Origin of the sequence: Sorangium sp. So ce693 (assembly GCF_051521375.1) — a bacterium.
In the GTDB taxonomy this organism is placed as follows: domain Bacteria; phylum Myxococcota_A; class Polyangia; order Polyangiales; family Polyangiaceae; genus Sorangium; species Sorangium atrum.
Genome location: NZ_CP150347.1, coordinates 9,501,099 through 9,522,622, shown reverse-complemented (window position 1 = coordinate 9,522,622; position 21,524 = coordinate 9,501,099). Strand labels below are relative to the sequence as shown.

General features: G+C 70.8%; 20 protein-coding genes. 7 read left to right on the top strand and 13 right to left on the bottom strand.

The genetic code is table 11. The features are described 5' to 3' along the window. The first annotated feature begins 32 nt into the window (after positions 1 to 32). The 5 genes from WMF14_RS35605 to WMF14_RS35585 all read left to right on the top strand — a co-directional run bounded on the left by WMF14_RS35605 (position 33) and on the right by WMF14_RS35585 (position 4,237). Positions 33 to 836, top strand: a complete 804-nt coding sequence (locus WMF14_RS35605; RefSeq protein ID WP_437793417.1) for an HmuY family protein — start codon at positions 33 to 35, stop codon at positions 834 to 836. Further along, on the top strand, positions 833 to 2,467 hold the full coding sequence (locus tag WMF14_RS35600; RefSeq protein ID WP_437793416.1) for an MXAN_6640 family putative metalloprotease: 1,635 nt from the start codon (positions 833 to 835) through the stop codon (positions 2,465 to 2,467). Before WMF14_RS35605 ends, WMF14_RS35600 begins: the two co-directional genes overlap by 4 nt. 144 nt (positions 2,468 to 2,611) lie before the next feature. Then, positions 2,612 to 3,037, top strand: coding sequence for an STAS/SEC14 domain-containing protein (locus tag WMF14_RS35595; RefSeq protein WP_272095526.1), 426 nt, complete (start codon positions 2,612 to 2,614; stop codon positions 3,035 to 3,037). A gap of 355 nt (positions 3,038 to 3,392) precedes the next feature. After that, entirely contained in the window at positions 3,393 to 3,815 is a 423-nt protein-coding gene (locus WMF14_RS35590; RefSeq protein WP_437324424.1) for an STAS/SEC14 domain-containing protein, read from the top strand. Continuing rightward, positions 3,812 to 4,237: an STAS/SEC14 domain-containing protein gene (locus WMF14_RS35585; RefSeq protein WP_437793414.1), complete on the top strand. Its 426-nt coding sequence runs from the start codon at positions 3,812 to 3,814 to the stop codon at positions 4,235 to 4,237. Before WMF14_RS35590 ends, WMF14_RS35585 begins: the two co-directional genes overlap by 4 nt. A 2-nt stretch (positions 4,238 to 4,239) precedes the next feature. Here WMF14_RS35585 and WMF14_RS35580 read toward each other — a convergent pair whose 3' ends face one another. The 9 genes from WMF14_RS35580 to WMF14_RS35540 form a co-directional block, all read right to left on the bottom strand. Further along, positions 4,240 to 5,832, bottom strand: a complete 1,593-nt coding sequence (locus WMF14_RS35580) for a S8 family peptidase (RefSeq protein ID WP_437793412.1) — start codon at positions 5,830 to 5,832, stop codon at positions 4,240 to 4,242. Between the two features lie 778 nt (positions 5,833 to 6,610). Beyond that, positions 6,611 to 7,258, bottom strand: coding sequence for a hypothetical protein (locus tag WMF14_RS35575; RefSeq protein ID WP_437793410.1), 648 nt, complete (start codon positions 7,256 to 7,258; stop codon positions 6,611 to 6,613). 438 nt (positions 7,259 to 7,696) lie between these two features. Continuing rightward, entirely contained in the window at positions 7,697 to 8,176 is a 480-nt protein-coding gene (locus tag WMF14_RS35570; RefSeq protein ID WP_272095518.1) for a hemerythrin domain-containing protein, read from the bottom strand. Positions 8,177 to 8,497: 321 nt separating this feature from the next. Further along, positions 8,498 to 9,211, bottom strand: coding sequence for a pirin family protein (locus WMF14_RS35565; protein WP_373372195.1), 714 nt, complete (start codon positions 9,209 to 9,211; stop codon positions 8,498 to 8,500). 118 nt (positions 9,212 to 9,329) lie between these two features. Then, positions 9,330 to 10,289 (bottom strand): GNAT family N-acetyltransferase, encoded by a 960-nt coding sequence (locus tag WMF14_RS35560; protein WP_437793408.1) that lies wholly within the window; start codon positions 10,287 to 10,289, stop codon positions 9,330 to 9,332. Between the two features lie 15 nt (positions 10,290 to 10,304). After that, entirely contained in the window at positions 10,305 to 11,480 is a 1,176-nt protein-coding gene (locus tag WMF14_RS35555) for a hypothetical protein (protein ID WP_437793406.1), read from the bottom strand. Then, positions 11,477 to 11,707 (bottom strand): acyl carrier protein, encoded by a 231-nt coding sequence (locus tag WMF14_RS35550; protein WP_437276288.1) that lies wholly within the window; start codon positions 11,705 to 11,707, stop codon positions 11,477 to 11,479. Before WMF14_RS35550 ends, WMF14_RS35555 begins: the two co-directional genes overlap by 4 nt. Before the next feature lie 16 nt (positions 11,708 to 11,723). Next, positions 11,724 to 12,512 (bottom strand): acyltransferase, encoded by a 789-nt coding sequence (locus WMF14_RS35545; RefSeq protein ID WP_437793404.1) that lies wholly within the window; start codon positions 12,510 to 12,512, stop codon positions 11,724 to 11,726. A gap of 343 nt (positions 12,513 to 12,855) precedes the next feature. Next, positions 12,856 to 13,905, bottom strand: a complete 1,050-nt coding sequence (locus WMF14_RS35540) for a lysylphosphatidylglycerol synthase domain-containing protein (protein WP_437793402.1) — start codon at positions 13,903 to 13,905, stop codon at positions 12,856 to 12,858. Between the two features lie 125 nt (positions 13,906 to 14,030). Here WMF14_RS35540 and gor point away from each other — a divergent pair, with 125 nt between their 5' ends. Beyond that, the gene (gor, locus tag WMF14_RS35535; RefSeq protein WP_437793400.1) at positions 14,031 to 15,455 is read left to right on the top strand and encodes a glutathione-disulfide reductase; all 1,425 of its coding nucleotides are present in this window, start codon (positions 14,031 to 14,033) and stop codon (positions 15,453 to 15,455) included. Between the two features lie 328 nt (positions 15,456 to 15,783). Beyond that, entirely contained in the window at positions 15,784 to 16,374 is a 591-nt protein-coding gene (locus WMF14_RS35530; RefSeq protein WP_272095510.1) for a DUF420 domain-containing protein, read from the top strand. Between the two features lie 154 nt (positions 16,375 to 16,528). Here WMF14_RS35530 and WMF14_RS35525 read toward each other — a convergent pair whose 3' ends face one another. From WMF14_RS35525 to WMF14_RS35510, 4 genes are all read right to left on the bottom strand, one after another. Continuing rightward, positions 16,529 to 18,034 (bottom strand): hypothetical protein, encoded by a 1,506-nt coding sequence (locus tag WMF14_RS35525; RefSeq protein ID WP_437793398.1) that lies wholly within the window; start codon positions 18,032 to 18,034, stop codon positions 16,529 to 16,531. A gap of 115 nt (positions 18,035 to 18,149) precedes the next feature. Further along, a complete protein-coding gene (locus WMF14_RS35520) occupies positions 18,150 to 18,809 on the bottom strand; it encodes a sulfite oxidase heme-binding subunit YedZ (protein ID WP_437804353.1) in 660 nt (219 codons plus the stop codon). 2 nt (positions 18,810 to 18,811) lie between these two features. Next, the gene (msrP, locus tag WMF14_RS35515; RefSeq protein WP_437793396.1) at positions 18,812 to 19,846 is read right to left on the bottom strand and encodes a protein-methionine-sulfoxide reductase catalytic subunit MsrP; all 1,035 of its coding nucleotides are present in this window, start codon (positions 19,844 to 19,846) and stop codon (positions 18,812 to 18,814) included. Between the two features lie 47 nt (positions 19,847 to 19,893). Further along, a complete protein-coding gene (locus WMF14_RS35510; protein ID WP_437793395.1) occupies positions 19,894 to 20,676 on the bottom strand; it encodes a DUF5995 family protein in 783 nt (260 codons plus the stop codon). Positions 20,677 to 21,524: the final 848 nt, after the last annotated feature.

Here is a 21,524-nt window from a genome sequence, read left to right as displayed (position 1 = left end):
GCCGGCTCCGACTTTGGGTTACCATGTCGCCGATGCGCTCCTCGACTGCGTCTCCCCTCGTCGCCGCCGGCCTCGCCTTCCTTGCCCTGTGCGCGTGCGGCTCCGACGACCCGATCGACCCTGGCGGCGCGGGAGGCGGCGGCGCGGAGGGCGGCGGGCTCCCCGCCGGGCCCGTCTGCTCGGAGCCCACGCCGGTGCCCTGCGAGGACGAAGTCTTCCAGCAGATGAACCTCCAGGACACCGTGGCGGCAGGGGAGATCCTCAACGAGCAGGACGGCGCCGGCATCCGCTCCCTCGTCGACGCCACCGCGGGCGGCCCCTTCGCTTCCGATCCCGACGCCTACGTCTATGCCCGGTTCACGGACGCCGGCCTCGAGAAGGTCGAGATCTCCGACGAGGCGTCGCTCCAGTCCATGGACTGGGACATCGCCTTCCGGCGCTACATCGTGCGCATCAACAGCGGCCACTCCGGGCCGTCCTGCGTCACGGCGGCGCGGCTCCCGGGCACCCCGGACTACGATGGGATCACCGAGGCGCCCGGCGAGCTGAGGCTCCGCAGCGACGAGTATTTCACCGAGAGCTGCGAGCTCATCCCCGACGGCTCCGGGCTGGACTCCCCGGCGACGGCGCTCTCCGGCTACTGGACCTACCCCGGGTGCGTGAAGATGACCGGCCTCGTCTACGTGCTCCGGCTCGCCGATGGCCGGAGCCTCAAGCTGACCGTCACGCACTTCTACAACGAGCAGACGCAGGCGCAGTGCCAGGAGACCGGGATGGTCCCGATGGAGAACACCGGCTCCGCCAACTTCCAGGTCCGGTGGGCGTTCCTGCCGTGACGCGGACCGCCGGCGCTGAGCCTGCGTGGCGCAGCGGCCTGGCCCGCGCCGCGGCCCCGTGGCGCCGCCTGGGCCGCGCCGCGGCCGTGCTCGCGGCCTGGCTCGCGCCGTCGCTCGCGGGCTGCGGCGCGGACGACACGGCCGCGCCGCCTCTCGACGGGCCCGCCGCGGCGCCGCTCGACCGGCCCGACTCGCGCGGCACGGGCCTCCAGTTCCGGTTCGATCCGGACGACGTCGTCGAGACCTTCGCGTCGGCGTCGGGGAGCTTCCTCGTCCATTTCGCGCGCGAGGGGCGCTGCGCGGTGCCCGCCGCCGACGACGACGCGACGGGCGTCCCCGACTTCGTCGAGGAGGTCGCCGCCGTCTACGACGAGGTGATCGCCCACTACCGAGACGTCCTCGGCTTCCGGCCGCCGAGGAGCGACGAGGACCTGCCCGACAACGGCGGCGACGGCCGCTTCGACGTCTACCTCGTCGACTTCGCCGGCGTCGGCGACGGCGTGTTCCGCGTCGACGCCTGCGCCGAGGACGCCGGGGACCGCTGCGCGGGCTTCATGACCCAGGAGAACGACTACAGCGGCTACGGCTATCCGTCGACGCTGACGGCGAACCGGATCCTCGGTAGCCACGAGCTCTTCCACGCGGTGCAGGCGGCCTACGACCACGGCCAGGACACGCTGATCACGGAGGGGACCGCGGTCTGGGCGACCGAGTCGTTCGACCCCTCGCTGAAGGACTTCGAGGGCTTCGTCGACGGCTACCTCGCGAACACGGATCGGTCGCTCGACGTGCCCTTCACCGGCCCTGTGGACCCCTTCAGCTACGGGAGCGCGCTCTTCTTCCAGTTCCTCGAGGAGCGCTTCGGGGACGGCACGGTCCGCGCGCTCTGGGAGCGCCTCGAGGACGGCGCGAACGGCGAGGCGGAACCTGTGTGGTTCGAGCAGCTCGACCCCTTGCTCTCGTCGCAGGCGCAGACGACGTTCGCCGAGGCGTTCGTGGAGTTCGCCGCCTGGAACCTGCTCACCGGATCCGCCGCGGATCCCCAGCGCTCCTACGCCGCCGGGTCCGGCTACCGCGGGCTTGCCCCGGAGGAGGTCGCGGCGCCCTACGCGGACGGGCTGCGCGTCTTCCATGCGTCGGCGCAGTACTTCAGCGTCCCCCCCGCGGGGCGCGCGACCATGACGGCCGCGCTCGCGGCGCCCGCGGACGATCCGGCGCAGCTCTCCGGCCTCGCGCTGCTGCTCGCGGCGCGGCGCGGCCGCGTGTACGGCGAGGTGGTGCGCGCCGGCGACGTCGCCTCGGGCGAGGCGCTCGTCGACACGGCGGGCGCCGATGACCTTGCCGTGATCGTGGTGAACGGCCTTCAAGAAGGCGAATCGCGCAAGCCGACGCTGTGCATCGGCACGCCGGACGAGGTTGCCGCGTGCCGGGCCGATGCGGAGGCCACCGGCGGCGGTGGCGGCGGCGCCGGCGGCGAGGCGCCTGCCGAGGGGGCAGCGGGCGTCGACGACGGCGGGTGCGGCTGCCGCGTCGTGGCGCCGGCCGCCGCGCCCGCGAGCTCCGCCGCGGCCTTCGGCTGCGCGCTGGGCGCCTCGCTGCTCGCGCTGGCCGCGCGCCGGCGCAGGCGCTGAGCGGGGGCTTATGCGCCGGGCGACGCGCGGAGCGGCGGCGCGCGGAGCGGCGGTCGGTGAGGCGCGTCACCCGGCGAGCGCTCTCCCGCGCCGGCCCCGCGAGCGCTCGTCTTGCGGTGGGCCGAATGCGCTAGCCTGCGGGAGATGAGCGAGCCCCGTTCCGAGGACACGTGCCGTTTCCTCCGCGAGGACGCCGACGGCTTTCTTTGTTTCGCCATCGAGGGCGATATCTCGGAGGAGATCGCGCGCTCTCTCTGCGCCGTGTTCAGGCGCGTGGCGGACAGCGGCCGCGAGGTCTTCGTGCTCTCCGACTCCCGCCGCGTCGGGACCCTGACGGCGGCGGCGCGCAGCGCGCTGGCGGAAGAGCTGCGCGGCGTGCGCTTCAGCGGGGTCGCGGTCTTCGGGGCGAGCTTCTCCCTGCGCGTCGTGACCACGCTCGCCTCGAGGAGCGTGCAATTCTTCACGGGCGAGGTCTATCCGCTGGCGTTCTTCGACACGGAGGACGAGGCGCGCGCGTGGCTGCTCGCCCAGCGAGACGCGCTCCGTGCCACGCAGCGGCAGGGCGCATAACGCCCGCCGCCCTCCGGGGCGCGCGCCATCGGCGCAGCGCCGGCGCGCGGGAGGCCGGGCGGCGGATCCAGGCGTGACGTCACCCTCCGCGGCGGGCCCGCGGGGGCAGGACGTGCGTCTTCTTCGCAGGCTCCACGTCCGATGTTCCACGCGTCGCCGCGGCGCGCCAGCGTCTCCCCGGCGGGCGCGCGAGCCGTGACGGACGCGCTCGCGCGGCGCGGATGATCCGGCGCATGCGCGGGCCCTGAACGGCGACCCACGCGCTCGATCGGCCGCTCCGCCGGTCGTCGCGCGGGTGGCGTCCGTGATCGAGCGAACGTCGTACCGCCGCGCAAACGAGCTACCGTGCAACGCCATGAGCGACCCCCGCATCGACGACGCAAGCCAGGCCCTCCGCGAGGACGCCGACGGGATCCTGTGCACCGCCATCGAGGGCGACATCTCGGACGACACGGCGCGCGCGATCTCCGCCGCGTGCAGGCGCCTGTCGGAGGGCGGCCGCGCGGTCCTCGTGCTCTCCGATGCGCGCCGCCTCGGGACCATCTCGGCGTCGGCGCGCAAGGTGATGGCGGAGGAGCTCCGCGGCGTGCGCTTCGACGCGATCGCGCTGTTCGGCGCGAGCTTCGCCGTGCGCGTCGTCTCGACGCTCGCCGCGAAGAGCGTGCAGATCCTGTCGAGGCAATCCTATCCAGTCGAGTTCTTCGAGACCGAAGGCGAGGCGCGCGCATGGCTGCTCGCCCAGCGGGATGCGCTCCGGGCCGCGCGGCGGGGCGCATGAGCGATCCCCGACCGGAGGGCGCGCGCCTCGACCTCCGCGAAGAGCCCGACGGCGTCTTGTTCATCACGGTCGTGGGCGATATTTCGGAGCAGATGGCGCGCACGATCACCGCGGCGTGCCAGCGCCTGAGGGACAGCGGCCGCGACGTCCTGGTGCTCTCCGATGCGCGAGGCAACGGGGCGATCTCACCTCCGGCGCGCAAGGCGTTCGCGGAAGGGCTGAGCTCGGCGCGCCTCGATGCGGTCGCGCTCTTCGGAGCGAGCTTCTCCCTCCGCGTCATCGGGACGCTCATCTTCAAGAGCATGAACCTCCTCGCGCAGCGCTCGCACGCCATTGCGTTCTTCAACACGGAAGGCGAGGCGCGCGCGTGGCTGCTCGCGCAGCGGGACGCGCTCCGGACGGGGCGGCAGCCCGGAGCCTGACGTCATCCTCCGCGGCGCGCGCGGGCCGCGCCGCGCCGGCGCGCCGCCGCGGCCAGGCCGAGGAGCGCCGCCGCCGCGAGGCCTCGCCGCTCGCCCGAGCCCGCGCCGGCCGAGGCGCACGCGCAGCCGGCGTGCTGGTCGTCGGCGCCCTCGCCGCCTCCTGCCAGCGGCGGCGGCGCGTCCCCGAGCACCTCCGTGAGCGCCGCGACAGGGTCGATGATCCCGTGCCCGAAGATGGGATCGTGCCCGCTCTCGTCGGGGACCGCGTACGGCGCCAGCCGCGCCGTCCGGATCATGACGTCGTAGAGCTCGCCCGCGGTCCGCTCGGGCGCGGCGCTCACCAGCAGCCCCGCGACGCCGGCGGCGACAGGGCACGCCGACGAGGTGCCGCCGAACCGAGAGGTGTAGTCGCTCGCGTCGTCCCCCTCGCTCCCGGCGATATCGGTGCTCAGCGTCCCCGTGGGCGCGACGAGATCGAGGGATCTCCCGCGGTTCGTGAACGGCGTCGCGTCTTCCAGGTGGTTGACGGCGCCCACGGTAAGGACGCCCCGCACGGCCTGGAGCTCGTCGTCGAGGATCTCCCGGTCGTCGTTGCCGGCGGCGAACAGGACGAGCGCCCCCTTCCCGTTGCGCCCGGCGTCGAAGAGGCGGTTGATCGCGGCTTCGACCACCCTGGGGACGGGCATCGGATCGGCGTACCCCCAGCTGTTCGACACGACGGCGGCGTTCACCTGCAGCGCGAACTCGAAGGCGTCGACCGAGGCGGAGATCGGCCGTGGCTCGTCGTCGAGCAGCCGCACGCACCGCAGCCTGCAGGCGGGGCAGCCGCCCGCGATGCCCACGCCGTTGTCGGTGACGGCGGCGATCAGGCCCGCGCAGGCCGTCCCGTGGTTCACGCTCTGTCCGCCAGGCTGGTAGGTGGGGTCGTCGTCGCCGTCGATGACGTCCAGGCCTGGATCCATCTTCGCGGCGAGGTCCGGGTGATCGAGGTCGCAGCCGGTGTCGATGACGACGATGGAGGTGGCCGCGTCCCCCTGCGTGCGCCCCCAGGCCTCTTGCATCCGGAGGTCGTCGAAGTACCACTGGTCGGGCAGGCGCGGGTCGTCCGGCGCGAACGGCGCGCCGTGCGCCTTGAGGCGCACGTGGAGGTCCGGGATCGCCTCGCGCACGAAGGCCGGGCGCGCCGCGCCCTGGAGGCGCAGGGCGAGGTCGAGGCCATCGCCGCCGCCGGTGTCCCTGACGAGCCACAGCCCGATCGAGGGCATCAGCGGCCTCACCACCTCCACACCTGCGGCGCCGAGCGCGCCCTCGGCGCCAGGCTCGACCTCCACGATCGCTGTCGCGCCGACGCTCGCCTGAACGGTCCGGCCGCCTGGATAGCGGAGCCGCACCGGCGCGAGCGCGCGCTGCGTCGAGGACGCGCCCAGCGCGGCTGGACCGAGCCGCTCGACGTCGACGCGGCGCCCGCCGTCCATGAACCACGCGTCGCGTGCCTGCTCGCGCACGGCCGCGCGCGGGCTGGCGAGGCCGTCGCCCGCCATGGCGGCGAGGAGGAGCGCCGCCGAGGAGAGCACGATCGAGGGCGTGTGTCGCATCGCTCTCCTGGATCTACCGGACCGCGCGGCGTCCTACCAGGGCCGCCCTGGAGCGGCGCTCGGGCGAGAAAGATGCAGACCGTCAACCGGTGCTCGGGCAAGGAGGATACAGACCGCCAAGACGCCAGAAGACGCCAATAAAGAGGGAGGTTTCCGGGGTCTCTCGGCGTCCTTGCCGACTCGGAAGTTCCTCGCTTCGAGCGCCAGCGACTCTATCCCTGAATCAGGTCCGCAGCGCGCCGACTGCCCTTCGACGCTGGCGTGCGCGCCGGATCATCGGTGTCGGGCGAGGTCGTGCGCCGTCGAAGCGGACTGTCCGAAGAACCACGTGTGCGATGCGACCGGTGCGTGCGCCCGCACGGCGTGCTCGAGTGACGCCGATTGCGAGGGCTTCTGCGTGCTCGGGAGATGCGAGGAGAAGCCGGGGATATGTTTCCTGTACTGACCCGCTTCGACGGAGGCCCAGCGGGGCTCCCGCAACGTCGTCCCTGATTCCGAGCCGCGCGACGACCCCCCTCCCGGGGGCATACGCGTTAACCAAGCTCGTTCGGCCACCAACGTGAACGTTTACGTGGTCGTAGTCGTGGTCGTGGTCCTGGTCGTTCACGGCCAACCGTTGACGACCACGACCACGACCACGACCACGACCACGACTACGACTACGTAAACGTTCGGATGTAGGAGAACGCGGCGGGGTGCTTGGTTAACGCCTATACCTCCCCGGGAGCCGGGAGCCCCGGCAAGACCTCCCGCGCAGGACGACCCCTGGGCGGCGCTGCTACCCCTTCCCCGGGCCCCGGATCACCATCGACACGAGCAGGTCCCTCAGCTTCGAGAGCTCGTCCCGCACCGCTCCGTCGTCGGGGAGCGACGTCAGACGCAGCGTGACGCGCTCCAGGAACTGCTGCCTCGCCCTCTCGAAGCCCGGCACCTGCTGGTCGTGCAGCGCGCAGGTCACCAGCTCGTGATCGAGCAGCCGCCAGAAGAACTTGCCGTCGACGGTCGTGGCGCCGAGCCTCCCCGTGAAGCCGACCACCGCCCGCGCCCCCGCGTCGAGGAGCCTGTCGAACAGCGGCCCGTTCGCTGTCTCGCCACAGCAGAAATAGAGCACGCGACCGCGCGCCCAGAGCTCGATCTCCTGCGCAGGGCTCTCGTGCGAGAGCAGGATGCCGTCGGGCGACTCGTCGTCCACAACGCAGCTCGTCTTGCCGTGGGACGACACCACGATCGCCCGGAATGGATTGCCGGTGCTTTCGGCGCGCGCGATCTGGCGGAGTATCCTCCGCCGCTCCGCGCTGGCGCGTCCGAACGGTACGATGGAGAACTGCTCGCCCATACGCCCGTAGAGCTGGGTGCGTCCGGCCGCGAACCACGCGCTGTCCGGGTCGAAGGATGTGTCAATCGAGAGTACAGGTCGAGCCGTCATCCTACCTCCTACCTCCGTCGAAGATCCCCGGTGAGCGTCGGGCATCGCTCGCTCGCACGCCAGACTGCGCCCGCTGCGCCGAGCAGCTGGCGTACGGCATCAGGCCCTGCCCATCGGCTTCTTCGCACCATGCTCTCTTCCCGCGACCATTCCGGACCACCGCCACGAGACTCGCAGCAGTCTAGAATAACGACCATAGGGAAATTCCTACTAGAAAAATCGCATTCGCTCCGACGAATTTCTCGGGTTTCGATGACTTGTAGGGTGGCGCCGGCGCCTGCATACGGCTCAGGTTTTTACGTCCGGCTCGAGCACGCGCGTGTTGCGTGAGGGTATCTTTTCTAACAGCCGTCGCGTGGGCTTGCGTGGGCGGGCGCCGCGTCCGGGCGCTCACGGCGCCGGGGGCCACCGAGGAGAGGGGGCTGGAGGGGCATGGGTTCAGGGGAGGGGCGCTGCGGCGTCGGTCTGGCCCAGGACGAGCCTGCGGGGCTCCCCCTGCTGCAGCGCGCGCATCCTCGCCTGCATCTGCTGCCCGAGCGCTTCGCGCGCGCCGTCGTCAAGGAGCTTCCTGACCTTGGGGAACAGGTGCTCTTCCTCCTCCTTGTGGTGGTGCTCGAGCTGCTCGGCGAGCACATGGACCTTGGCCCCGAACGTCTCGTCCGCGGCGTCGAGGGCCACGAGATCGGCCAGCACGCGCTTGATGGACAGGTGCTCCTCCAGCGACTCGAGGAGGATATCCTCGGTGCGGCGAGCCCGGACCGCCGGGTAGAAGTCCTGCTCTTCGATCGTGATGTGGGTGGCGAGGAGGTCGGCGGCAGCGGTGAACTGCGCCGCGGTGACGGAAGAGGCCTCCTTCAGCTCGGAGAATCGCTGCTCGAGCTCGCGGTGGTGGCTTACGAGGAGATCGATGGCATCCATGAGACCTCTATGGAGCGGATGCCGCCGACGAGCAAGCGGGAGAGGCGCGCAAAGCCTGCCAGATCGAGACGCACGGATTCAGCTGCCTCCTGGCGTCGGACCCGCAGCGCGGCGGCGACATCGCGCCTCTGCGGGGGTCGAGCGAAGGGGGACGATGATCATGGCGGTGGTTCGAGCCGCCGCCCGCAAGGTGCCTGTTTGCCCCAGGGAGCTCCCTTGCAGGCGGCAGGCTTCTCCTGATGCCGTGGAGCATGCGCGAGCTCGCGCTGTTTCATCTGTCTCTTTGAGCCGCCGCCGAGCGGAGGGAGCGAGAGCCGCCCCTCAGGCGAGGTCGAACAGCAGCACCTCGCCCGCGCCCTTCCCGACGAGGTGGAGCGACTGACCTGCTCCTCCCGCGCCGGCTGCGCCGATGGCCGCCGCATCTCCGGCCTCGAGCAGCGTCCCGTTCAGCTCGACGCTGCCGCGCGCGACGTGGACCCAGGCGTTTCGACCGGCCGGGAGCTCGTAGCGCGCCTCTTCGCCTTGCCCGAAGAGCCCCGCGAACAGGCTCACGTCCTGGTGGACCGTGACCGAGCCCTCGCGCCCGTCCTGCGAGGCGACGAGCCGCAGCTTGCCCTGGCGCTCTTCCTTCGAGAACGCCTTCTGCTCGTAGCTCGGCGTATATCCGCGCCGATCCGGCACGATCCAGATCTGCAGCAGGTGGGTCGGGCCCGCCTGCGAGGTGTTGTGCTCGCTGTGGTACACGCCCGTCCCCGCCGACATGCGCTGGACCTCGCCTGGGCGGATGATCGACCCGTTCCCCATGCTGTCCTTGTGCGCGAGCTCCCCCTCCAGGACATAGGTGACGATCTCCATGTTCTGGTGCGGGTGCATCCCGAACCCCCGCGACGGGGCGACGCGGTCGTCGTTGATGACCCGCAGCGCACGGAAGCCCATGTGCTCCGGATCCTGGTAGTCGGCGAACGAGAACGTGTGGAACGACTGCAGCCACCCGTGGTCGGCATAGCCGCGCTCGCCAGAGCGCCGGATCACCATCGAAGAAGTGTTGTTGGTCATGACCTCAGCATGCGCCCGCCGATCCATCTTGTGAATCGGCATTGTTCTCATAAGAACCATCTACAAGATAGATGGATGCCCCCGGGGCACCTTCGGGTCAGACGACCTCGAGGTTGGTCGTCTCGGCGTCCAGCCATGGCCCGCCCTTCGGGTGGATCACGAACGCGTCGAAGGTCGCGGCCGTCGCGCGCACGCCGGCTGGCCTCAGCTGGTCCTGGGGGACGATCGCCAGGTTCGGCGCGCTCACCACCGGCGCGGTCGCCTCCCCGGCGAACACCTCCGACGCCGCGCGCATCACCGCCGCGAGCCGATCGGCGGTCGGCTCCGGCAGGAAGAGCGTGTCGACCGTCGCCACCCGGTCGATCCCACGAGCGGTCGCGATCTCCGACAGGAACACCGCGGCGGCGCCGACGGCCCGGCCTGCCTCCTCGACGAGCAGCAGCCGGCGCGGACGCGGATCGCGCAGGCCGTGCTCGAGCTGGGCCGCGTCGGGCGCCGACCACAGCACGCGCTCGTCGCCGCACGCCCCCATCACGGCGAGCGCGTCTTCCAAGGCCCCCGCCGGCGTGGCCACGGCCCGCGGCGGCGCGGCGCCGGCCCGGGGGAGGAAGCCGTGGTTCCGGCACGCGGTGAGCTGCTTCAGCTCGAGGCCCACCGCCGCCACCGACTTGAAGAGCACGCGCTGCGCAGGCGCGGACCGCGCCTCCACGAACACCGCGATCGGCAGGCCGGTCGCCCGGAGGCCGGCGAGGAGCTCCGTGTACAGCCGGCTCGCCAGCCCTTGCCCCTGGAACTTCGGCCGCACGCTCACGAACGAGAGGACATATGCCTCCGACGTGACGCCCCGGAAGCGGAAGCGGCGCGGGGCGACGCCGATGAAGCCGGCCGGCTCGCCGCCCTCGCGCGCGAGCACCGCCTGCGGCGCCGGTCCGGGGGAGCCGAACTGCCACCTCAGGTAGTCGGCCGTGTAGTGGAGGACCGGCAGCGGCCACGCCTCGCGCAGGACGAAGCTGGCCTCGTCCGCCGCCGCGACCGGATCGACGCGCTCGAGCTGCATGGCAGCGAAGCCTCTCTACAGACTGGCCATCTCGGGAGACCGCCGCACGACTTCGGGCCAGCCTGTCGGATCATTGCCGTGCTGGGCCAGGAACGCGTAGACCCACCGCTCCAGGCCGAACGCGATGCACACGCTGTGCATCGGGCCCGCGCCCTCGACATTGCAGCTGAACGCGCGGCCGAAGAAGTCGGTGTGGTAGTTCAGCGAGCCGGCCGCCACGCGCTCGCCCTCCGGGAGCATCAGCGAGATCTCGTACTTCGTCTCGCTGCTGATCTGGAAGTACGTCTTGGCGGCCGCGTCCGGCGCGATGAAGAACGGGTCGCTCGCCGTCCGGATCTCGCCGGCGAGCCGGTGCTCGTCGAGGTAGCGCGCCACGAGCTCGTTCCCCTGCTCGCGCAGCGCGAGGACCTCCTCCCGCGACCCGAGGAAGACGATCTCCCGCATCGTGAACTCCCAGAGCCGCCGCAGGTCGACCATCTTGCTCGACTCGTAGCGGAAGCAGCGGCCCGCGAGGGCGTAGCGCGCGCCGCCCGCCGGCAGCACCCGGTCCCGGTTCGCCGCGTACACGTGGTAACAGACCGCCGGCGAGAGGCACACTTCCGGCTGCGCCATGTCGCTCAGCGCGCGCTCGTCGAGGGTGTCCCGGTCCTGGTGCCGCGCCCGGAAATCCTCGATGAGGGGCATGTCCTCCGGCAGGTGACAGGTGAACGTGACGATGTGCGGGAACGAGCGGAAGTAGTCGCACTTCGCCAGCGTCGCCGCCGGGATCAACGTCGGCACCAGGATCGGGCTCGGCGAGAAAGGCGCGCCGAGCGCCTCCAGCGAGCGATCGAAGTACCGATAGAGCCGCAGCGGGATGCCCTCGAGGGCGACCTGGCCCTGGCCCATCTGCGTGATCCCGCCCGGGAGCGCGCCGCCGCGGAACTCCACCCGATCACACGCCGGGCTGCGGTACACGAGCTTCCGCTTGAGCTGGCGCAGGCTGCGCTGCATGGTGCGCGCGAGGCCCTCGGCCGCCTTCGCGAGGGCGCCGGCCTGCTCCTCGGGGGCCTCGAACTCCAGCGCGGCGCCCTCGCGGACGAAGCGGATGTTCGCGATCTCCTTCGAGAGGAAGGCGATCTGCTTCGGGATCTCCTCCTGCGCCATCTCGGTCGCAGGCGTCGCGAGCTCGACCGTGACGACCCTCCTCACGGGGCGAGCTCCTGGATGAGAGCGCTCAGCGCGCGCGGCGTGCGGGCGACGCTGAACCTGTCGTCGGGGAGCGCCACGTTGAACCGATCCTCCAGCTCGGTGAGCAGCTGGAGCGCGCGAATCGAGGAGAACCCCGCGTCGTAGATGTCGTCGTCGGGCTTGATCTCAGCGGGCAAGCTGCCGACCGTGACGATGACCTCGATGACCTTCTCCACCTCGATCGCCATGTAAAGAGCTCCAGGGTCAAGATGCGCTGTCGGAGACCGAGCGCCTGCCCGCGTCGTCCGCGCCGTGCTTCTTCGCGTCGGCGCGGTTCGCCTCGGGCGCCGGCTCGGTCCGCAGTGATGCCACCCGTCGGGCCGGATTGCCAGCGACGACGGTGTACGGAGGGACATCGGCCATCACGATGGCGCCCGCCGCCACCACGCTGCCCTCGCCCACCGTGACCCCCGGGAAGATCATCGACCGGGCCCCGAGCCACACGTTGTCCTCGATGACGACCGGCCGCACCTCGGCGTCCGAGGGCGGCAGGCCCTGCTTCCGGGCCTCCGGATCGCTCGGGTGGCCGCTCGAATCGAGGATGAAGACGCTCCCCGCGATGCGGCAGTGCTTGCCGATGGTGATCGACTTGCCGACGATGATCCGGCAGCCGTGCCCGATCCCGGTGTTGTCGCCGATCCGCAGCGTGGGGCGGTCGCAGAACCGCCGGGCGAAGACGAAGTTGATCTTGCCGTCGAGCACCACGTTGTCGCCAAGGAGGATGTCGCCCCGCCCCTGGATGTAGTGGATGAAGTTCCCCGTCCGGACGCCCTTGCCGTACTGCGCGCAGTGCGACTTGAAGTGCGGCTCGCAGACGAGCACGCGAGCGCCGAAGTAGTACGCCTCGCGCGCCGCCTCGAACGCCATGCGCATCGGGACCACGACCGGCCGCGGCGCGGGCAGGGTGAAGCCGCGGACCTGCTGGCGCACGTGGCGAACGGCGCGGGCGACGTCGTGATCGGAGGAGGCGAGGAAACGAACCAGGTTCTTCATAGAGGGTCGCTCGGCGCGGACTGGCCCAGTCCGCGATGTTCAGCGGGACGCGCCCGGCCAGAAGGACGAAAGGAACGCCAGGGGGTCGGAGACTATAACCCGAAACTCGTCGCGCCGAACGTTCTCCCAGCAGACCTATCTCTCTTTGGGCTCGTTGGCCGCTTTGACGCTTTTGACGCTGTCGACGCTTTTGACGCCGTTCACGCCGTTCACGTCGTTCACGTCGTTCACGTCGTTCACCTGGTGGCAAACCATGCGCCAACGGCCATAACCCACAGCGTCTTTCTGCAAAACTTTGCAAATACCGTGACGGTTCCGCGATGGCGAGCCGCGTTAAGCCGCGTCATGTCGATTCATCCCTGGCGCTGGAGGGGGAAGCGCTCGAGGCCGCAGCGTCGGTGGGGCGCTTTGCCTCCATATGGGGCAAAACGCCCCGGAGCAGGGCCAGGCCCAGCGCGGCCTCGACGAGGGTGAGCGCCACGGCCCACGTCGTCGTCGAGGCGGCGATGGCGGCCAGGCGTGCGTCGCGCGTCGCGCCGGCCGCGAAGCCCTCGAAGAGCGCGGCGGCGAGCACGTCGCGCGTGCCGAAGCCTTGCGGCGTGATGGGGAGCGTCACCGCCACCATCAGGATCGGGATGTACGTGAGGGCGGCTCCAAGGGGAATGCGCACGTCGAAGAACCAGAAGGGGAGCCAGGTGCCGGCGAACAGGACGAGGAGGTGCGGGATACGCGCGGCGAGGGCGACGAGGTGGCCGCGCACGCCCGCCTCGAAGAGCGGGGCGAGGAGCTTCGTGCGGGCGAGCCGGGCGGGGCGGAGCGCGAGAATCGAAAGGTAGAGCGCGCCCGCCGCGAGGAGCAGGGCGGACCCGGCGAGCGACCCGCCGTTCGCGGGCACGGCGACGGCGCCGAGGAGGAGCAGGCAGCCGAGCCACGACGCGTACACGACGAGCGTCGCGCCGGCGACGCGCGCGAGCGGCACGGCGTGCACGCGCGCGAGGAAGACCGTGATGAAGGCCTGACCGACGTGGTGGTTGAGCAGCGACGGGAGGTAGGAAGCGCCGCGGAGCACGAGGAAATCGCGGAAGGCGACGGGCGCGATCAGCCGGCGGTAGACGAGGACGGTCGCGAACGTGTCGGCGCCGAGGAGCGCGAGGACGAAGAGGGCGGCGAAGGCGACGAAGAGCGGCGCATCGACGTGCGACAGGGCGGCGAGGAAGGCGTCGAAGTCGAGCCGGCCGAGGACGAACGCGACGAGCGCGGCCGCCAGCGCGAAGGGCAGGGCGCGGCGCGCGCGCCCCGCGAGGCGCGGCGCGGGACGCTCCTGCAGGTCGCCGTCGCGCGGGCGCGGTGACGGAGCGTCGGCGAAGGTTCCAGTGTGGGTCGAGGAGCGCAACGGCGGGACCGTAGCAGAATCCCCGCGCCGGTGGCCGAGCCGAAGCCGAAGGGAGCGGAGGCCGAGGGCGCGGCGACCGCACGGCGCGCGGCGACCGCGCCCCGCATGGGGCATAGTCGTCCGCCATGTCCAAGTACGATTACGATCTGTTCGTCATCGGCGCCGGCTCCGGCGGCGTGCGCGCAGCCCGCATGGCCGCTTCCTACGGCGCGCGGGTCGCCGTCGCCGAGTCGCGCCACCTCGGCGGCACCTGCGTCAACCTGGGGTGCATCCCGAAGAAGCTCCTCGTCTACGCCTCGCACTACGCCGAGGACTTCGAGGACGCCGCCGGCTACGGCTGGACGGTGCCCGGCCACGGCGCCAGCGGGAACGGGCATGCCGGCCCGTCGTTCGACTGGCCGACGCTCCTCCGCAACAAGGACAAGGAGATCGAGCGCCTGAACGGCGTCTACGAGCGGCTCCTGAAGAACTCGGGCGCCGACATCCGCCGGGGGCACGCCCGGGTCGTCGATCCCCACGCCGTCGAGATCGACGGTGCCAGGATCACCGCCGAGCGGATCCTCATCGCGACCGGCAGCTACCCCTGGATCCCCGATCTCCCCGGGCGCGAGCTCGCCGTCAGCTCCGACGATCTGTTCCACTTCCCGACGATGCCGCGGCGGGCGGTCATCGTCGGGGGCGGCTACATCGCGGTCGAGCTCGCCGGCATCCTGCACGGCCTCGGGGCCGAGGTGTCGCTGGTCCACCGCGGCTTGCACCTCCTGCGCGGCTTCGACGACGACATCCGGACGTTCCTTGCCGCCGAGATCCAGAAGAAGGGGCTGGACCTCCGCCTGGGCGCGACCATCGAGAGCCTCGAGCGGCGGGGCGACGCGGTCTGCGCGATGCTCGCCGACGGCACCGAGCTCGCGGCCGACTGCGTGCTGTACGCGACGGGGCGCCTGCCGAAGACCAGGGGGCTCGGCCTCGAGGAGGTCGGGGTGAAGCTCGACGAGGACGGCGCGGTCGTTGTGGACGACGCGTTCCAGACGTCGGTCCCGTCCATCTATGCGCTCGGCGACGTGATCTCGCGCGTGCAGCTCACCCCGGTGGCCATCGCCGAGGCGATGGCGCTGGTGAAGACGCTCTTCCGCGGCGAGCGCGCGAGCGTGGACTACGCCGGCATCCCGACCGCCGTCTTCAGCCAGCCGAACGTCGGCACCGTCGGCCTGTCCGAGGCGCAGGCGCGAGAGCACCACGACGTCGCCATCTACCTCTCGACCTTCCGCGCGCTCAAGCACACCCTCTCCGGGCGCGAGGAGAAGACGATGATGAAGCTCGTCGTCGACCGCGCGACCGACCGGGTGCTCGGCGTCCACATGGTCGGGCCGGACGCCGGCGAGATCGTCCAGGGGTTCGCCGTCGCGCTGAAGTGCGGCGCGACCAAGGCGCAGTTCGACGCCACGATCGGCATCCACCCGACCGCGGCCGAGGAGTTCGTGACCATGCGCGAGCCGCTGCGGAACCTCGAGCGCAGCCCCCCGATGGGGATCGCGCCGAGCTCCGCCTAGCCCGCCGTCGCTCGGGGCGGCTCCGTCCGCGCCCGTCCGCTTCGGTCGGCCTGCGAGCGCTGGCGTTCGTCTCCGTCCGCTTGTGGTGGGAGAACTCCCCCACGCTCCCGGAATGATGGAACCGCCAAGTCGCCAAAAGACGCCAAGAGACGCCAAATTTTGTTGTTTTCTTGGCGTCTTTTGGCGGCTTGGCGATCCAAGAGCCCCCACCTCTGTCCGCTTCGATCTGGCCGTGAGCGCCGGCGCTGCTCTCCGTCCGCTTCCGTCCGCTCCCGTTCGCTGATCCGAGGTCGCCCGCTCGCGTTCGCGCTCGGCGCGCTCCTCTGGTATGGACCGCGCGATGTCGTCCCACGCCTCGAGCCACTTGAAGCCCGTCGGCCTGCTCGCCCGCACAAGCGACCGATCGTTCTACGCCTTCAATGCCGTGCTCTCCGCGGCCGCGCTGGCGTTCCTCGCCTACATCCTGATCATCCGGCGGGGCGCGGGCGGCGCGGATCTCCGCTTCATGCCCCCGTTGAACGCCGCCTTGAACGCGACGGCCGCCACGCTCCTCGTGGCGGGCTGGTTCGCGATCAAGCGCCGCGCGATGGTCGTGCACAAGTACCTGATGGTCTCGGCGTTCGCCGCATCGTCGTTGTTCCTCGTCGGCTACCTCGCCTATCACTTCGTCCACGGCGACACGAAGTACCAGGGCACCGGACCGCTCCGCGCCGTCTACTTCGCCGTCCTCATCTCGCACATCGTGCTCTCGGCGGGCATCGTGCCGCTCGCGCTGACGTCGTTCTACTTCGCCTACAAGGCGAACTTCGCGAAGCACGCCAAGATCGCTCGGGTGACGCTGCCCCTCTGGCTCTACGTCTCCGTCACGGGGGTGCTCATCTATTTCATGCTGCGTGGGAGCACGCCCGCAGTGCCGTGAGCGGCGGTCACCCGCTTCGGATACGGGCCCATCTCGACGTTTTCGGTGCTCAGCGCACCGGAGTGCGCTTCCGCGCCGAAAACGCCGATCTGGGCCCGTCTCCTGTGCGGGTGACCGCCGCTCTGCGACGCTCCATGGGCGGGTGGGAACCGCTCTAGAAGTCTTTGATGCTGCCGCGCCGGCCCTGGAACCCTCCGAAGACGTACCGGTAAGCCGAGAGCACGGCGTACGACAGCTCCTCGTACTGGTAGATCTCCTCCATCAGCGGGATCGGGTCCTGATAGAGCGTGTCGCTCGCCACGATCCTGGGCCATGGCAGGCGGTCCGGGTCGGCGCCGGGGACGCCGGCCTCCTTCATGACCTTGAGGAACTCGTGGGCGAGGAGGCCCTGGCCGATGACGCTCGGGTGAACCCCGTCGAGGCTGACGATGCCGCCGGCCCTGCGGCGCCCGGCGCGATCGACGTGGTAGAAGCGGGTGTCCATCGGCGGCGCGACGTTGGCCGCGAAGTACGCGGGGAACTCGTACGACGGCTCGCCGCTGGTGCGCCGGTACGCGAGCCGGTCCAGGCCGCCGGAGACGTCGACGAGGTGATACCGGGGCGTGCGGTGGCGGGCGTTCTTCTCCTCGATGAGCCGGAGCAGCTGCGCGTTGCAGGCGTCGACGGTCGCGTCGATGCGCCGCGCTTCCGCCGCGGTGAGGTGCGGCGCGCCCGCCTCGATCAGGCGGGTGCCTCGAGCGAACGGGGGATAGGTGTAATAGGGGAAGTAGCGCGGCGAGCCAGGGAGCGGGTCGCCGACGCCCGTGGCGATCGGCACGATCGTCACGTGAGGCACGTTGGCCACGAACACCCTCCAGCCCGGGCTCTCGTTGCGCCGCATCAGGGTGTCGACCCGGTCGAGCAGCTCGCCGTACTCGGCGACGAAATCGTCGGGCATCCAGAGGTTCCACTGCGCCCGGGTCCGCTCGTCGAAGTTGAGCGAGACCGGCCGGCGCTCGGGCCTGTCCTCGGTCGCCGCGACGCTGAGGAGGATCGCCGAGCCGACGGCGTTGTTGGGGCCGAGCCAGAGGAGGAGGTTCTCGACGCCCTCGCCGCGCGCGTGGTGGCCGAGCCAGTCGAGCTGGCTGTACCCGTCGAGGCGCTCGTCCCGCGACGGGTTGAGGACGCGGAGCGCGGTCCGGTAGAACGCGGCGTTGGGCCCCTGGAGGAAGCCGTCCATGGCGCCGGGCGCCGCTGCGATCCGCTCCCTGCAGAGCCTCGGGGTCACGAGCCACGCGTCGGCCACGTCGAAGCCGTACACCGAGACGTTGTGGAACCAGGGGACGGTCCCGCCGCGGTAGGGGCCGGCCCCCTCGCCGCGCTCGTAGTAGTCCTCGGCGACGTCGAGCACCCGGTTGATCTCCAGCAGGACGGCGGCCCACTCGAGCCTGTCGATCGTGGTGCCGAAGGCGAGCTGGAGGCGGCGGAGCACCACCTCGAGATCGAGCAGCAGCCCGTGGGCCGGGTAGTCGGGCACGCGGTACGCCGGGCTCGACAGCGCGTCGCCGACGTCGACGCCGAGCGCGTACGCGATCCACGTGGAGTAGGCGAGCTGGGTGCGCGCCGCGCCGAGCGACATGAAGCCTTGAGAGATGCTGTCCCCGATGGTGAAGAGCTTCATGACGCCGTCCTCACGCGTTCCACGTCGAAGCCCCAGGGTATCCGAACGCACGTCGCGGCGCGGCAGGTTCGCCGCGCGGCGACGACGTGACGACGTGACGGCGCGACGCCGGCGCTCAGCGCGGCGCCGCGCGCCTGCGCAGGACGGCGCTCGCGATGCGCACGGCGAAGAGCAGCGCGAGCAGCGCCCCGTAGATCATCGGCTCCGTCGTGTCCTTCTTCACGCGGAGGAAGAAGTGCGCGATCCCGAGGACGGCGGCCACGTAGGCGAGCCGGTGCAGGCGCTTCCAGCGCGCGGCGCCGAGGCGCTTCAGCATGCGCGCGGTCGACGTCACCGCGAGCGGGACGAGCGCGAGGAGCGCGACGAAGCCGGCGAGGATGAAGGGGCGCTCCGTGATGTCCTCGACGATCGCGCGCACCTCGAGGCCCTGATCGACGATCGCGTAGGTCAGGAAGTGGGCGCACGCGTAGAAGAAGGCGAGCAGCCCGAGCGCCTTGCGGATACGCAGCGGAAAGGTCCAGCCCGACACGAGCTTGACCGGCGTCGCCGCCAGCGAGGCGACGAGCAGCACGAGCGCGAGCAGGCCGAGCTGGTTCAGCGCCTCGGCGACGGGGTCCGGGCCGAGCGACCCGGACCCGGCGCGCACGCCCAGCACGGTCAGCGGGATCAGCCCGCCGGCGACGACCGCGGGCGGGAGCCAGGCCAGCTTGCGGCCAGCCGGCACGCCGGCGGCGGCAGCGCGCGGCGGCGACATCGTCCTCGCTGGCGCGCGCATCATCAGAAGCTCTCCCGCAGGTCCATCCCGCTGTAGAGGCCGGCGACCTCCTCCGCATAGCCGTTGAATGGCAGCGTGGGACGGCGGCGCAGCTCACCGATCCTCCGTTCCGTCGCCTGGCTCCAGCGCGGGTGATCCACCGCGGGGTTCACGTTCGCATAGAACCCATACTCGTCCGGCGCGGCGCGGCTCCAGCTCGTCGCCGGCTGCCGCTCGGTGAGCTTGATGCTGACGATCGATTTGCACCCCTTGAACCCGTATTTCCACGGCACCACCAGGCGAATGGGCGCTCCGTTCTGGCCGAGCAGCGTTTTGCCGTAGAGGCCCACGGCCAGCATCGTGAGAGGGTGCATCGCCTCGTCGATCCGCAGCCCCTCGACGTAAGGCCACTCCAGCACGTCGCTCCGCTGGCCGGGCAGCTGCTCTCGATCGAGCAGCGTGGTGAACTGGACGTACCGGGCGCGAGAGGTCGGCTCGAGGCGCCTGAGCAGCGCGCCCAGCGGGAACCCGAGCCAGGGGATCACCATCGACCACGCCTCGACGCAGCGCATTCGATAGACGCGCTCCTCCAGGGGAAACCATCGGAGGAGGGTGTCGAGGTCGACGACCTCGGGCTTCTTCACCTCTCCCTCGCACGCGATGGCCCAGGGGCGGAGCCTGAGCCGGCCGGCGTTCCTGGCCGGCTCGGACTTGCTCAGGCCGAGCTCGTAGAAGTTGTTGTACGAAATGATGTCCTCGTAGGAGGTCCGCGCTTCGTCGGTAACGAACGGGTCTCTCGAGCTCGTCCCGGAGGACGACGCGCCGGCGGCGGGCGGCCCCGGCGGCGCGGCCGCGCTGCCGAGCGGCGTGGCCTCGCCGCCGGGGGCGCCCGCCGCCGAGAGGCGCGCCGCGCCGCCCGTGAGCCAGACGAGGCCGCCGCCGATGGCCGACGCGGTGCCGGCGAAGAGCGCCGCGCTCTTGAGGAGCTCGCGCCGCCGCAGGTAGAGCGCTGGAGGGGTGATCTCGCCGGCGGGCGGTTCCTTGGGCAGCTTGCTCATGCCCCCATTCTACGATCGGGCGGGGCTCCGGTTGCGGTCGGCCGCGATCACGCGGCCCTTGACAGGAGGCGGAGCGCCGTATGAGGGGCCTGGTGGAGCGAGGGCAGCGCGAGCATCTGGGCGATGCGCATGGAGCGCCGCTCGATCCCGCGGGAGAGCGCCGCCCGCTCGCTCCCGTCGCGCGCGGCGAGGAGCGCCAGGACGTCGTCCCAGACCCGCTCGCGCCACCGCGAGAGCATCTCCATGGACACCCAGATCGCGACCTCCGGCGCGTTGTCCAGGAAGAACGCGCTGAGGGGGCAGCCGTGCCGCGCGGTGAGGCGCGCGAGCGCCTCGACGACCGAGGCGCGGAGCAGCGTATTGATCTGATCGTGATCGTGCTTGAGCCGCGCGAGCATCGCCCGGTCGGCGCCGTGCCCGAACTCCACGATCGTCGCGTGGATCCCGAAGATCAGGTCGTAGTTGATGTGGGCGCTGAAGCCGAGCAGCGCGTTCTGCACGGGGGGCGTGAACCGCGACGCCGTGCTCGCGTACGCGATGTGCCAGGCGCCGCAGTCCTGCGCCGCGCCCCGATCGTACCAGCCGAGCGTCTGGAGGTAGCGCTCGCAGAACCGGCCCGCGAGCCGCGAGATCCACGCCGGCTCGAGGAACATGCCATCGCGTCGCCCGACCTGCGCCGCGACCGCGCGCGTGACGATACCGTAGACGTCGGTGAAGGCCGCCCGCCGATCACCCGCGGCGAGGAGCCGATCCGTCACGGTGTCGAGAACAACGGCAGCATCGTGGACGCTCGTCGGATGCAGATTAAGGCCGTCGATGCAGCACCTCATGAAGTTCCCCTCCTACTTCTTCGCTCGTCCAAGAGACCTGTCTGATGTTCGAACTCCCGCATCCGATCAGCCTCGCAGACCCCGGCGCGCGTCGAAGGCGCGCAGCACGAACAGTGCAGCAGGGCGCCGTCAGGCGATCTGCCCGGCCCCGGTCGGTCTGGTTTGCGGTCCCGGTGCGCGTCGTTCCCATGTGGAAAGCGGATCTCCTGACCCGCCGGGAGAAAGGTCGCCGCGGCCGTTGCCTCTGGCTTCTCCTCCTGCCGGCCCTCCCCTCGAACCGGCTTCCGCAGAAGAGCGATACTCGATGCGATCCTCGACGCGCTCGCCGCGGGATGCCCCCCCTCGCTGCGGCGCTCTAAGTTCGACCTAGTCTACGACATGGTGTGGGGTGACCACAATTGTCTTATGACGACTGATCCCGTTCAGGACAATTTCGAGGTTATTCCAACTCGTGGCCTCGAACAAGTGCCTGTTGACCCTGACACGTTTCATTGCGGCGCGGGAGAGCGCCACGGCATCTTCGCGGTTGCGCTGCTACTGGAGCGACGGCTCGTCACGCTCGGAAAGCCCCCACTGGCATAGGCGCGAGTCGCGGCGAGATGTTCTCGAAACATGCCGAGTGCTTATCCCACGTTGACTGTACGGTTGGGGCTCTCGATGTGAAGACGGTTTAGGAAGTCCCTGAGTCGGTGATCAGGAAACTCCTGGTTTGTTTTCCACAGGTGGCCTGCAAATCCTTGTGTTTTTGGTGAAAAATTGTACGAAAACGGGGGGTGAGGGCGGCCTCGTGCCACACCTGCGGCGGCCGTCGGGATCGTGCTGGCGCACCCACGGCACCAGGGCTCGCC